This window comes from Ciceribacter thiooxidans (assembly GCF_014126615.1).
Classification (GTDB): Bacteria; Pseudomonadota; Alphaproteobacteria; order Rhizobiales; family Rhizobiaceae; genus Allorhizobium; species Allorhizobium thiooxidans.
This window is the reverse complement of the sequence record NZ_CP059896.1, coordinates 247,988-261,063: the sequence shown is the minus strand read 5'-3', so window position 1 is coordinate 261,063 and position 13,076 is coordinate 247,988. Positions and strand designations below refer to the sequence as shown.

At 63.7% G+C, this 13,076-nt stretch carries 12 protein-coding genes; 1 reads left to right on the top strand and 11 read right to left on the bottom strand.

What is annotated here, in order from left to right; genetic code table 11:
• Positions 1-24 precede the first annotated feature (24 nt).
• The 7 genes from lpdA to H4I97_RS01145 form a co-directional block, all read right to left on the bottom strand.
• Positions 25-1,425 carry a dihydrolipoyl dehydrogenase gene (gene lpdA, locus H4I97_RS01175; RefSeq protein ID WP_182306151.1) on the bottom strand — a complete coding sequence of 467 codons (1,401 nt, stop codon included), beginning with the start codon at positions 1,423-1,425 and terminating at the stop codon, positions 25-27.
• Between the two features lie 5 nt (positions 1,426-1,430).
• Positions 1,431-2,711 (bottom strand): dihydrolipoamide acetyltransferase family protein, encoded by a 1,281-nt coding sequence (locus tag H4I97_RS01170; RefSeq protein WP_182306150.1) that lies wholly within the window; start codon positions 2,709-2,711, stop codon positions 1,431-1,433.
• Between the two features lie 3 nt (positions 2,712-2,714).
• Positions 2,715-3,728, bottom strand: coding sequence for an alpha-ketoacid dehydrogenase subunit beta (locus H4I97_RS01165; protein ID WP_182306149.1), 1,014 nt, complete (start codon positions 3,726-3,728; stop codon positions 2,715-2,717).
• 1 nt (position 3,729) lies between these two features.
• Positions 3,730-4,962, bottom strand: coding sequence for a 3-methyl-2-oxobutanoate dehydrogenase (2-methylpropanoyl-transferring) subunit alpha (locus H4I97_RS01160; protein WP_182306148.1), 1,233 nt, complete (start codon positions 4,960-4,962; stop codon positions 3,730-3,732).
• 61 nt (positions 4,963-5,023) lie between these two features.
• Entirely contained in the window at positions 5,024-6,151 is a 1,128-nt protein-coding gene (locus H4I97_RS01155; RefSeq protein ID WP_182306147.1) for an acyl-CoA dehydrogenase family protein, read from the bottom strand.
• A gap of 19 nt (positions 6,152-6,170) precedes the next feature.
• Positions 6,171-7,355 carry an acetyl-CoA C-acyltransferase gene (locus H4I97_RS01150; RefSeq protein WP_182306146.1) on the bottom strand — a complete coding sequence of 395 codons (1,185 nt, stop codon included), beginning with the start codon at positions 7,353-7,355 and terminating at the stop codon, positions 6,171-6,173.
• Between the two features lie 28 nt (positions 7,356-7,383).
• Complete coding sequence (locus tag H4I97_RS01145; protein WP_182306145.1) at positions 7,384-8,151, bottom strand: 3-hydroxyacyl-CoA dehydrogenase; 768 nt, start codon at positions 8,149-8,151, stop codon at positions 7,384-7,386.
• A 195-nt stretch (positions 8,152-8,346) separates the two neighbouring features.
• Here H4I97_RS01145 and H4I97_RS01140 point away from each other — a divergent pair, with 195 nt between their 5' ends.
• Positions 8,347-9,411, top strand: a complete 1,065-nt coding sequence (locus H4I97_RS01140) for an AraC family transcriptional regulator (protein WP_182306144.1) — start codon at positions 8,347-8,349, stop codon at positions 9,409-9,411.
• On the opposite strand, the gene H4I97_RS01135 is transcribed toward H4I97_RS01140, so the two are convergent.
• The 4 genes from H4I97_RS01135 to H4I97_RS01120 are packed head-to-tail and all read right to left on the bottom strand — an operon-like array spanning position 9,352 to position 13,067.
• Positions 9,352-10,737 carry an FGGY-family carbohydrate kinase gene (locus H4I97_RS01135; RefSeq protein WP_182306143.1) on the bottom strand — a complete coding sequence of 462 codons (1,386 nt, stop codon included), beginning with the start codon at positions 10,735-10,737 and terminating at the stop codon, positions 9,352-9,354. The genes H4I97_RS01140 and H4I97_RS01135 overlap by 60 nt on opposite strands.
• Positions 10,734-11,075 carry an L-rhamnose mutarotase gene (gene rhaM, locus H4I97_RS01130; RefSeq protein ID WP_182306142.1) on the bottom strand — a complete coding sequence of 114 codons (342 nt, stop codon included), beginning with the start codon at positions 11,073-11,075 and terminating at the stop codon, positions 10,734-10,736. The genes H4I97_RS01135 and rhaM overlap by 4 nt, the downstream gene beginning before the upstream one ends.
• The gene (locus tag H4I97_RS01125) at positions 11,059-12,072 is read right to left on the bottom strand and encodes an ABC transporter permease (protein ID WP_182306141.1); all 1,014 of its coding nucleotides are present in this window, start codon (positions 12,070-12,072) and stop codon (positions 11,059-11,061) included. The genes rhaM and H4I97_RS01125 overlap by 17 nt, the downstream gene beginning before the upstream one ends.
• Positions 12,069-13,067 carry an ABC transporter permease gene (locus tag H4I97_RS01120; protein ID WP_182306140.1) on the bottom strand — a complete coding sequence of 333 codons (999 nt, stop codon included), beginning with the start codon at positions 13,065-13,067 and terminating at the stop codon, positions 12,069-12,071. Before H4I97_RS01120 ends, H4I97_RS01125 begins: the two co-directional genes overlap by 4 nt.
• Positions 13,068-13,076 lie beyond the last annotated feature (9 nt).

The window sequence follows — 13,076 nt, the reverse complement described above, 5'->3', positions numbered from 1 at the left end:
GTTCACCCGTGCCCTGATGCAGCTTCAGATGTGCAGGGCGTGGCCGAGAGTCTTTAGTGCGGCTTCCTGCAGCGCTTCGCCACGAGTCGGATGAGCGTGGACTGTCGCCGCGATGTCCTCCACCCTGGCACCCATCTCGATGGCGAGTGCAAAGGCGCTTGCCAGTTCGGATACGCCGGCACCGACCGCCTGCAGCCCGAGCACGACATTGTTGTCCGCTCGCGCCACCACACGCACGAAACCGTCTTCGGCGAGCATGGTCATCGCCCGGCCGTTAGCGCTGAACGGGAACTGTCCCACCCGCACTTCGAGACCGTTGCGGCGCGCCTCGTCTGGCGACAGGCCCGCGCTGAGGATCTCCGGATCAGTGAAGCACACGGCCGGGATGCAGCGCTTGTCCCACCCGCGCTTCAGCCCGGCGGCAATCTCGGCGACCATCTCGCCCTGCGCCATGGCGCGGTGGGCGAGCATCGGTTCGCCCGTAATATCGCCGATGGCGAAGACTCCGCGCATCGATGTACGACACTGGTCATCGATACGCAGGAATGGACCTGAGCGATCGAGATCGAGCCCCTCAAGCCCGACCATATCCGTGTTCGGCCGGCGCCCGACCGTAACGAGTATCTTGTCAGCCTGCAGCGTATGTTCCTTGCCGTCGCTGGTCTCAACCAGGAGTGCGTCACCTCCGCTTGCCAGACCCTTCGCCTTCGCCCCCGTCAGCACGCGAACGCCCAGCTGTTGCAGGCGTTTCTGGACCGGCCGAACGAGTTCTCCGTCGTACTGCGGAAGCACCTGAGCCGCCGCTTCGACGATCGTCACCTCGCTCCCGAGCTTCGCGAAGGCCGTTCCGAGTTCGAGGCCGATATAGCCGCCACCCACCACCACCAGTTTCTTCGGCAGTGCCGTGAGCGACAGCGCCTCCGTCGAGGAGATGACAGGTCCGCCGAACGGCAGGAAGGGCAGTTCGACCGGTTTGGAGCCGGTTGCGATGACGACCATTTCGGCACGGATCACCTGCATCCCGGTTTCGGTCTGCACCTCGACGGTCTTGCCGTCCCGGAAGGCGGCGCGCCCCTGGACGATCTTCACCCGCGCCTTGCGCAGGAGACCGGAGACACCGCTGTTCAAACGGCCGACGATACCGTCCTTCCAGGCGACGGTTGCGGCGAGATCGAGGCTCGGTGGAGCCTGAAGCGAGATGCCGAGCGGGCTTTGACCCTCCGCCATATGGCGGATCTTGTCATACTCTTCGGCCGCGTGGATCAATGCCTTGGAGGGAATGCAGCCAACGTTGAGACAAGTGCCCCCCGGCTTGCCTGCTTCGACGATCACCGTGTCGACGCCGAGCTGGCCGGCACGGATCGCACAGACGTAACCGCCGGGACCGGCGCCGATGACCAGGAGCTTGCAGGAAATTTCCTTCATGACTGTCAGTCCTCGATGAAGATGAGGGCGGGCGTTTCGAGCAGGGTCTTGATCCGCTGCACGAAGGTCGCGGCATCCCAGCCGTCGATGATGCGATGGTCGAAGCTGGACGAGAGGTTCATCATCTTGCGCGGAACGAACTGGGTGCCGTCCCATACCGGCCGTACCACCATCTTGTTGACCCCGATGATCGCGACCTCCGGGTGATTGATGATCGGCGTCGTGGCGATCCCGCCGAGAGCTCCGAGAGAGGTGATCGTAATGGTCGAGCCGGTCAGCTCTTCCCGGAGCGCCGTGCCGGAGCGGGCCGCGTCAGCGAGTCGGGTGAGTTCGGCGGCACAATCCCAGATGTTGCGGGCTTCCGTATGGCGGACCACCGGAACCGTGAGCCCCGTCGGTGTTTGCGTGGCGATCCCGATATGCACGGCGCCGAAACGGGAGATGATTCCGTTGTTGTCGTCAAACGTGGCGTTGACTTCCGGCTGGCGAGCAATCGCCTTCACCATGGCGCGCATCAGGAACGGCAGGATCGTCAGCTTCGGATGATCCGGCTTGCGGTCCCTGTTCATCGTCGTACGCAGTTCCTCGAGATCGGTCATGTCGACCTCCTCGACGTAGCTGATATGGGGGATTCGCGAGGCCGAAAGCGTCATCCGTTCGGCGATTCGCCGCCGCATGCCGGTCAGCTTGATCTCCTCGACGCGCAGGTTGCGAGCCGGACCATGCGACGCCACCGGCTGCGGCGCGCCGGAGGTGAGGAAAAGTTCGACATCCTCATGCGTAATCCGGCCCGCCGGGCCTGTACCCGCGACCTGACGCAGGTCTACACCGCTCTCCCGCGCTCGCAACCGTACAGCGGGAGATGCAAGTGGCCTCTGCGAATCGGGCAGCGGAGACGGACGCGGCGCAGGCGCGCCAACAGAGGCGCTCGGCGCCGCTTTGGGCTCGTTCGACGACGATGCTGCAGCGACCGGTGCAGCCGCCGCGGCGGCGGCAACCGGAGTATCTCCCTCGTCCTCCCCGGAGGAGGAACCGTCGTCGTAGCCGGGCACTTCAATTCTCAGCAGCGGCGCCTTGACGGCAACCGTGTCGCCGATCTCGGCACCGACCCAGGTCACGACGCCAGCGACCGGCGACGGAATTTCGACGGTCGCCTTGTCGGTCATCACGGCCGCGAGCACCATATCCTCGCGCACGGGATCGCCGGGCTTCACGTTCCATTCGACCAGCTCCGCCTCGGCGACGCCTTCGCCGACGTCCGGCATCTTGATGGTGAATTCACCCATGGATCAGCCCTCCATCACTTCGATGAGCGCGCGCCCGACCCGGGCCGGACCGGGAAAGTAATCCCATTCCTGCGCATGCGGATAAGGCGTATCCCAGCCGGCGACACGTACCACCGGCGCTTCGAGATGGTAGAAACAATGCTCCTGAACCAGAGCCGCGACTTCGGCACCAAAACCGGAAGTCAGCGTCGCCTCATGAACGATGACGCAGCGGCCTGTCTTGTTCACCGATTGCACGATCGTATCGAGGTCGAGCGGGAGCAGACTGCGCAAATCGATGACTTCGGCATCGACACCTGTCTCCTCCACCGCGGCAAGAGCAACGTGAACCATCGTCCCGTAGGCGAGAACCGTGGCCGCCGAACCCGGTCTGCGCACCTCGGCCTTGCCGATCGGGATCGCATAGTGCCCCTCCGGCACTTCGCCAAGCTCGTGTTTGGACCAGGGCGTCACCGGTCGCTCGTGATGACCGTCGAAAGGACCGTTGTAGAGTCGCTTCGGCTCCAGGAAGATCACCGGGTCAGGATCTTCGATGGCCGCGATCAGCAGACCCTTGGCATCGAAGGGATTGGAAGGCACCACCACTTTCAGGCCGCAGACATGGGTGAAGAGCGCCTCGGGGCTCTGGCTGTGCGTCTGACCGCCGAAGATGCCGCCACCGGTCGGCATCCGTACGACGATCGGGCAGGTGAAGTCGCCGTTCGAGCGATAGCGGATACGGGCCGCCTCCTGCGTGATCTGGTCGTAGGCCGGATACATGTAGTCGGCGAACTGTATCTCCACGCACGGCTTTAGTCCGTAGGCCGCCATGCCGATCGCCGTTCCGAGGATGCCGGATTCGTTGATCGGCGTATCGAAGCAACGGGTCTTGCCGTATTTTGCCTGCAGCCCCTGGGTACACCGAAAGACACCGCCGAAATAGCCGACGTCCTCGCCGAACACGACGACATCGTCGTCGCGCCCCATCGAGACGTCCATGGCGCTGCGAACCGCTTCGATCATGGTCATTCTGGGCATGTCAGTAACCCGCCTTCTGCCGCTGGCGACGGATGTGCGTCGGCATTTCCGCATAGACTCCTTCGAAGATATCGCGCACCGAAGGCTTGCCACCGGCGTGGAGCGTGCCGTGGCTTTCTGCCTCCTTCTGTGCCTGGATCACCTCGTCCATGATTTCGGACTCGGCCTGCGCATGTCGCTCGACCGACCAGCAGCCACGGGTGATCAGGTGCTTTTTCAGGCGCAGGACCGGGTCACCGAGCGGCCAGGCTTCTGATTCGGCCTTGGGCCGGTAGGCGCTCGGATCGTCCGAAGTCGAATGGGCGCCGACACGGTAGGTGACGTATTCGATCAACGTCGGACCGAGATTGCGGCGGGCGCGTTCCGCTGCCCAGCGGGCGACCGCATGGACCGCGAGGTAGTCATTGCCGTCGACGCGGAGCGACGGAATGCCGAAACCGAGGCCGCGGGCCGCAAACGTCCCGGCGCCACCACGGGCGATACCCTGGAAGGTCGAGATCGCCCACTGGTTGTTGACGATGTTGAGGATAACCGGCGCCTTGTAGGTTGAGGCGAAGACCAGCGCCGAATGGAAATCGGACTCCGCCGTCGAGCCGTCACCGATCCAGGCCGCCGCAATCCGTGTGTCGTTCTTGATGGCCGATGCCATGGCCCAACCCACCGCCTGAACGAACTGCGTGGCGAGATTGCCGGACACCGTGAAGAAGCCGTGATCCTTCGACGAATACATGATCGGCAGCTGCCGGCCGCGCAGTGGATCCTTCTCGTTCGAGAAGATCTGGTTCATCATGTCGACCATCGGGTAGCCGTCGGCGATCAGCAGCCCCGCCTGTCGATAGGTCGGGAAATTCATGTCGCCCTTCGCCAGCGCCTTGCGGAAGGCGCAGCTCACTGCCTCCTCGCCAAGATGTTGCATGTAGAACGAGGTCTTGCCCTGGCGCTGCGCCATAAGCATGCGGGCGTCGAAGGCCCTAAGGCGCATCATGTCCTTCAGACCGGCGAGCAGTTCCTCGTCCGACAGCAGACCCGCCCAAGGACCGACCGCCTCCCCTTCCCGGTTGAGCACCCGGATGATGGAAAAGGCGAGGTCGCGGATCGTCTCAGGCGCGACGTCGACCTCGGGTCGCGGAACCGAGCCCGCCTTGGGGATCTTGACGTTCGAAAAATCGGGCTGGTCGCCGGGTCGGACCTCCGGCTCGGGTACATGCAGGCTAAGACGAACCGTTTCGTTCATGCCTTTCTCCTCCTTGTCGGCCCGATGCCTTCCGTCCTCCCGGAGGGCAGAGCCGGAAACATTATAGACCGCGCGCAATCACGATGCGCTGCACATCGCTCGTTCCCTCATAGATCTGGCAGATCCGGACATCGCGGTAGATCCGTTCGACCGGATAGTCGGACATGTAACCGTAACCGCCATGGATCTGGATCGCGTCGGAACAGACCTTTTCCGCCATTTCCGAGGCGAAGAGCTTCGCCATCGACGCTTCCGTGAGACACGGTTCGCCCCGCTCCTTGAGGAGCGCCGCATGCAGGGTGAGCTGGCGCGCCGCCGCAATCTTCGTCGCCATGTCGGCGAGGCGGAAGGCAACGGCCTGGTGATCGATGATCGGCTGCCCGAAAGCATTCCTTTCGCGCGCATAGTCCCGCGCCGCCTCAAAGGCCGCACGCGCCATGCCGACAGACTGGGCAGCGATGCCGATGCGCCCGCCTTCAAGATTGGCGAGCGCGATCCTGTATCCTTCTCCCTCTTCGCCGAGCCGCAACTCTGCGGGCACCCGCATGTCGCTGAACGCGATCTGGCAGGTATCGGACGAATGGAGCCCGAGCTTGCTCTCGACGCGGACCACCTCGTAACCCGGCGTGTCGGTCGGGACGATGAAGGCGGAAATGCCCTTTTTCCCGAGCGCTGGATCGGTCACCGCGAAAACGATGACGACCTGCCCGTTCTTTCCCGAGGTGATGAACTGCTTTGCGCCGTTCAAAACGTAGTGATCTCCATCGCGGCGGGCGCGGGTGCGCAGGTTCGAAGCGTCCGAGCCAGCCTGCGGCTCGGTAAGTGCAAAACCGCCGATCCATTCGCCGGAGGCGAGTTTCGGCAGGAAGCGTTCCTTCTGTGCTTCGGTGCCGAACTTGAGAATGGGCACGCAGCCCACGGAACTGTGCACGCTCATGATCGTGGAACATGGTCCGTCGCCGGCCGCGATTTCCTCGAGTGCCGCGGCATAGGCGACGACGCCGGTATCCGATCCGCCGTAGGTTTCCGGCACCAGCATGCCGAGGAAACCGAGCTCGCCCATTTCCTTCAGTTCCTGCTTCGGGAAGGCATGGTCGACATCGCGCTGGGCCGCGCCCGGCGCCAGCCTTTCGCGGGCGAAGTCGCGCGCCATCTCGCGGATCTGTTGCTGTTCCTCGGTCAGTATCATTCCGACTCCTTCCCGCTCCTCAGTGTCGCTGCACGGCAATCGCGGTCGCTTCGCCACCGCCGATGCAGACAGCGGCCATGCCGCGTCGCAGGTCATAGCGCTCCAGCGCGGCGAGCAGGGTCACGATAATCCGTGCTCCCGACGCACCAATCGGATGCCCGAGCGCACAGGCTCCGCCATGGACGTTCACCTTCTCATGGGGCAGGCCGAGGTCTCGCATCGCCGCCATCGGGACGACGGCAAATGCCTCGTTGATCTCGAAGAGGTCGACATCCTTGAGATCCCAGCCAGTGCGCACGGCGAGCTTCCGCAATGCATCGACCGGGGCCGTGGGAAAGAGATGTGGAGCCTGAGAATGGGTGGCATGACCGGTGATGGTCGCAAGCGGCGTGCGCCCCTCCCGTTCGGCCTGCGAGCGGCGCATGAGAACAAGCGCCGCGGCTCCATCCGAGATCGAGCTGGAATTCGCCGCCGTCACCGTTCCTCCTTCCCGGAAGGCTGGACGCAGAGTGGGTATCTTGTCGAGCCTAGCCTTGCCGGGCTGCTCATCGATGCTCACGGTGACTTCGGCCTTGCCGTCGCGGACGGTGACCGGCGTGACCTCCGCCTGGAAATCCCCGCCTGCGATCGCCTTTTGCGCGCGCGTCAGCGATGCAACGGCATAAGCGTCCTGCGCCTCACGGGTAAAGCCGTAGGCGTCCGCGCAGTCTTCCGCGAACGTCCCCATCAGCCGGCCCTTGTCGTATGCGTCTTCGAGGCCGTCGAGGAACATATGATCGATGACGCGGCCGTGGCCCAGCCGGTAGCCGCCACGGGCGCGATCGAGCAGATACGGTGCATTGGTCATGCTTTCCATGCCGCCGGCGACCGCCACCGCGGCACTGCCGGCGAGCAACAGGTCATGGGCCAGCATCGTGGCCTTCATGCCCGAGCCGCACATCTTGTTGACGGTCGTGGCACCCGTCGAGGCAGGAAGACCCGCCCCGATCGCCGCTTGTCGGGCCGGCGCCTGCCCCAGACCGGCAGCGAGAACGCAGCCGAATACCACCTCATCAATTTCATTAGCACCGACACCGGATCGGGCAAGCGCCGCGCGGATCGCGGCGGCGCCGAGATCCGGAGCCGTCGCGCGCGACAGCACACCCTGAAAGCCGCCCATGGCCGTGCGCGCCGCACCGACGATGACAACGGGGTCCTGAGGCATTCCCTGTTTCTCCTGCATCACTGCTCCTTCAACGCGCACCCATGCGCAAAGCTCCGTCGAGACGGATCACCGTTCCGTTGAGCATCCTGTTCTCACAGATGTGGCGGACAAGACCGGCATATTCCTCCGGACGGCCGAGACGGGAGGGGAATGGCACGCTCTTGCCGAGCGAATCCTGAACCTCTTGCGGCATACCCGCCATCATGGGCGTTTCGAAGATGCCGGGCGCAATCGAAACGACGCGAATGCCGTAGCGCGCAAGCTCGCGCGCGATCGGCAGGGTCATGCCGACGACGCCGCCCTTCGACGCCGAATAGGCGGCCTGGCCGATCTGCCCCTCGAAGGCAGCGACGGAGGCGGTATTGACGATCACGCCACGCTCACCGTCTTCGCCCGGCTCCTCCCTGGAGATCGCCGCGGCGGCGAGCCGGATCATGTTGAACGTGCCGACGAGATTGATGCTGATTGCCCTTGTGAAGACATCCAGCCGGTGCGGGCCGTCGCGGCCGATCACCTTCTCGCCGGGCGCTATGCCGGCACAATTCACCAGACCGTGGACGTGCCCGAAGGTTTCGACCGCGGCTGCGACCGCGGCGGCTGCGTCATCTTCCGACGTAACGTCCGTCCTCACAAAGCGAACGCCCTCCCCGAGCTCTGTGGCAACCTTCTCGCCGACCTCTGCGTTAACGTCGGCAATGATTGCCCGCGCTCCGGCAGCGGTAAGCGAGCGCACGACCGCGAGACCGAGGCCCGAGGCGCCTCCGGTTACGATGAAGACCTTGTCTTCGATCAGCACTGAAAAACTCCCGCCGTCGCGGACCGCATGACGATGAACGATCGATGCACCATGCCGTCCTCCTCCTCAACATTCTGCATGCGAACCGACTCCTCCGCCGATCCTTGTTGCCGGACTCTATGCGGACAGTATATTGCAAGCGATGACCAAAGCAGCCAGATTTTTTGGACAGTTTTACCATATCGGGAGAAGCGAATGGCCGAGCCGGACAGACGGATGATTTCGCCTTCCTTCATCGAGGAAGCGCTCGATTGTCTGCGACGACACGGCAAGCCGACGGCACCGGTTCTGGCGTCGGTGGGACTGCCGCCCGTGGTCGACGCTCCGGTCTCGGCCGAAATCTACGGTGCGCTCTGGCTTGCCGTCGCGGCAGAAGTCGACGACGAATTTTTCGGTATGGGCGCCCGGCCGATGCGCAACGGCAGTTTCACGCTTCTCTGCCATTGCGTGCTGCACGCGCCGACGCTGGAGCACGCGCTGCGACGGGCGCTCCGCTTCCTGAACGTGATCCTGGAGGATCCCTCCGGCCGGCTCGAAATCAATGAGGGCCTCGCCGAAATCGTGCTCGAGGACAGGACAGGGCCGCGCTCGGCCTTTGCGTACCGCACCTACTGGATTCTTTTGCACGGTATCGCCTGCTGGCTGGTCGGCCGGCGCATTCCGATCCGCAAGGTTGATTTCTGTTGCGCCGAACCTGAACAGGGTACCGACTACCGGCTATTTTTCGGTGCGCCGGTGCACTTCGCACAACCGGTTAGTCGCCTCTCTTTCGATCGGCAACTGCTCCGGCTGCCGATCGCCCGCACCGAACAGGCGCTGAAGCAGTTTCTTCGCGGCGCACCGGCCAATATCCTCGTGCGCTACCGCTATGACGCCGGTCTGGCAGCCGGCATTCGGCGCCGGCTGCGGCAGACTCCGCCGACGAACTGGGGCAGCTTCGAGCACATTGCGGCACAGATGCGCATGTCGCCGTCGACCCTGCGCCACCGGCTGCAGGCCGAAGGCCGGAGCTTTGCCGGAATAAAGGACGAGATCAGACGCGAACGCGCCATGGAACTGCTGCTGGGGAGCCGAAGCAGCGTCGGCGAGATTGCCGCCCAGCTCGGCTTCTCGGAACCAAGTGCCTTTCATCGCGCCTTCCGGAAGTGGACATCCAGGAGTCCGGGCGTCTTTCGCCGCGAAGCCGCTGCGGCACGGAATCTAGACGCCGGACGCCAGCGTCGTTCGCCAACGGTCGACATAGGAGCCGATATCGAGTGACGAGGACACGACGGTCGAGTGCCCCTTCTGCGGCCGCACCCCGGCGAGCACCGCCGCTCCGAGCGCGGTGCCGCTCACGCCACCTTCAGTGTCGATCATCACGTCACGCCCGGTGATCGACGCCAGAGCGGCAAGGAAGGCGCTGTTCCGAGTCATCGGCCCCTCAACGATGATCGGCCCCGCGGCCTTCACAAGGTCGAGGCATATGGCCGTCATCATCGCGACGTAGAGCGAGGCGGCGGCCAGCCGCTCGGCATCGGTGGCAGGCTCACCGATCCACTGTCCCTTGCGACCCGGGAAAGGTCCCGATCCTTCCACTGCATTGGGTAGGACCATCACACCCTTGGCAATCACCGCACGGGCGGCCAACTCCACCGCTTCCGGTGACGGTTCAGCCACGCCTTGAGTCAGGATCTCGAACTCACGACCGCCCATGAAACGGGCCGATGGCACGGCGCGCGCGAAAGCATCGACATTGGAAAGCGTATCGCGCGCGGGATCGAGCCCCGCGGGATCTCCTCCGACGGCAAAGCAGATGACCCAAGTGCCTGTCGACACCACCGAGAAAGGCGGCTGTCGCACAACGAGATGCGGCAGCAACGACGCGTTGGAATCGTGAATACCACAATAGACCGGCACAGCGGTGTCGAGGCCGATCACCTCGCAAACCTCCGGCAGCATCGGGCCCAGCACGTCGAAGGCCGACCGGACGGGAGCCAGCAACGAACCGATCCCGAGCCTGTCTAGGAGCGTCGAGTACCGGCCCTCCCCTGGATTCCAGAGGTCGGTGTGGCAGCCGAGCGAAGTCACCTCATTCGCGGCAATGCCCGTTAGCCGGAAGGCCCAGTATTGCGGATAGGTGAGGATCGTCCCAACCCGTGCGAACGCTTCGGGAAAGGTGGTCTTCTGGTAATGAAGTTGGGCTCCGAGATTGAGGCCACCCGGAAGCGCCGGCGAACAGGTCTCGGAAAAGGCAGGCCGTAAGGCGGCGTAGTCCGAAACGACGTCGGCCGAATAAGCGTGTTCGTAATCGAGGACCGGCATTGCGAGCTGCCCCTCGGCATCGAGCAGCGCGGCACTCGCCCCGTGGGTCGTGATCGAAATCGCATCATAGCCGGGCTTCTCGGCGAACGAAGCGAGAGCGGACAGGATGAACGACCACAAGGCTTCGACGTCATAGTGGGGATAGGGAGGACCGGCGACCACGCGGTTCGAAGTCTTGCGGATCGCGATCTCGGCACCCGCTTCCCCGTCGAGGACCACCACCTTGGCATTCGTCTTGCCGATGTCGATGACGGCGACGCGCCGCGGACGAGACGCGTTCATGGCAGGTGGAACACGTTGACCAGATCGACGGCGACCGGCGAATTGTCCGGGTTCGCCGCCATGATGTCGGCCATGTGGGCCCACCAACGCTTCATGACGGGATGGTGCGGAAGGTCTGCCATGCCATGCGTCTTTGGACGGGTCAGCACCCCGAAGAGCGTGCTGGTCTCCCGATCAAGGTGGATAGAGTAATCGCGAATTCCCGCCTCGTGGAGAAGCTCTACGAGCTCGGGCCATATCTCGTCATGACGCTTGCGGTATTCGGTTTCCATGCCCGGATTGAGGTGCATCTTGAAGGCATATTTTTCGAGTTCGGTCACCTCAGGCACTCCGTGCATTCCTGATCCGCCGCGCAATGATCGGCAGGGCGATGGTGACGATCAGCAGCAGGCCGATGAAGATCGACATGACGATGCCGGGCACGTTGAGAAGGCCGAGACCGAAGGTCACGAGGCCCATGACGAAGGCGGCGATCACCACGCCGGCGATCGTGCCGGCACCGCCAAGGATCGATACGCCACCGAGCACCACCATGGTCACGACTTCCAGTTCCCAACCCTGTGCGATCGATGGGCGGGTTGATCCAAGCCGCGACGTCAGGCAGACCGCGGCAATCCCGCTCATCAGGCCGGTCAAGAGGAAGAGGATGAACTTCACGCGCTCGACCGGAATCCCGGAGAAGCGTGCCGCAAGCGGATTGTTGCCGATGACGAAGATCTGACGTCCAAAATTCGTCGCATGGAGCAGGACGGCAAAGAGCGCCGCAAGCACGAGGAAGAGTACGAACTCGAACGAGAAGACCCAAAAGACATAGCCCTGACCGAAATAGGCGAAGTCGGCCGGATACTTCCCGTAGGCTTGGTCTCCCAGAACGATGTAGGAGATCCCACGGAAAAGGCTCATAGTGCCGATCGTGACGACGATCGACGGCAGTCCGATTCCGGCGACGAGCAGCCCGTTGAAGATGCCGCAGACGAGCCCGGTGCCGATGCCGATCACGACCAGTCCGGGCGCCGCGACACCCATCTGGGCCGCCGCTCCCATGGCGGTCGATGCGAGCGCGATGATCGCGGCCACCGAGAGATCGATCTCGCCGGCAATGACGAGCAGTGCCATTGCGAAGGCGATCATTGCCTTCTCGGTGAAGTTGAAGGTCGCGTCGGAGAGATTCCACGCATCGAGGAAGTAGGGCGAGGCAAGCGAGTTCGCGACGAAGATCGCCACCGCCACACCGAAGAGCAGCACTTCCCAGCTTCCCGCCAACCGCTTCAGCGGGGTGCCGAGGCGATCGGGAATGACACGTCTGGTAGCGACATCTGCAGACGGCGCGGTCATGCTGTCACCTCTTTCGTTTCCTTAGCGGCTCGATCCCGCAGGATGATACGGCCCTTCTTGCGCTCGGCACGGGCATTGAAGACGACGGCAAGTACGATGACGATGCCCGATATCGCCATCTGTGCAAATGGGGACACGCCGATGACTGGCAGCGCATTCTTGATGACGCCGAGGAAGAGCGCCCCGAGAACCGTGCCGACGACCGTGCCGATGCCGCCGGCGATCGACACGCCGCCGATCACATTGGCGGCAACGCTGTCGAGTTCGAACCCAGCAGCGATGTCGACATAGGCAACCGCATAACGAGAGACCCACAGATAACCGGAGAGACCCGCCAGCGCACCGGAAAGGACGAAGGCGAAGAAGCGGGCGCGGCCGATATCGATGCCCGCATAGACGGCAGCGGTCGGATTGCCGCCTGCCGCATAGGTCGAGCGGCCGAAAGGCGTCCGCGTCAGCATGAACCAGATCAGCAGAACGACGGCGATCGCAATCCAGGACAGGATCGGCATGCCGAGCACCGGCAGGCGGGGCAGGTTCAGAAAATCGGGGGTCATCTGGTGGGCATTGACCCAGCTTCCGCCGGACAGGACGAAAGCCATGCCGCGATAGATGGTCAGCGTTCCGAGCGTCACCACGATCGGCGGAATCTGAAGCAACCAGACGAGGAATCCATTGATCGCACCGAGCCCGGCGCCGATGACCACCGCCAGAACGATGAGGAGAGCAAGCGGCAGACCGGGATGGCCGGCGTCGAGCATCGCGACCGCCATGCCCGTGAAGGCGAGATTGGCCGCCACCGACAGGTCGATCGACTTGGTGAGGATGACGGTCATCTGGCCGAGCGCCAGAATGATCAGGATCGAGGTGTCGTTGAAGATGTTGGCGAGGTTGCCGGCAGAGGCAAACCCGTTGGCCCGCATTGCGAAGCCCGCGACCATCACAGCGATGATCAGCGCCAGGAGAACTTCGCGGTTCTTGAAGATGCGTTGCATGTCAATTGT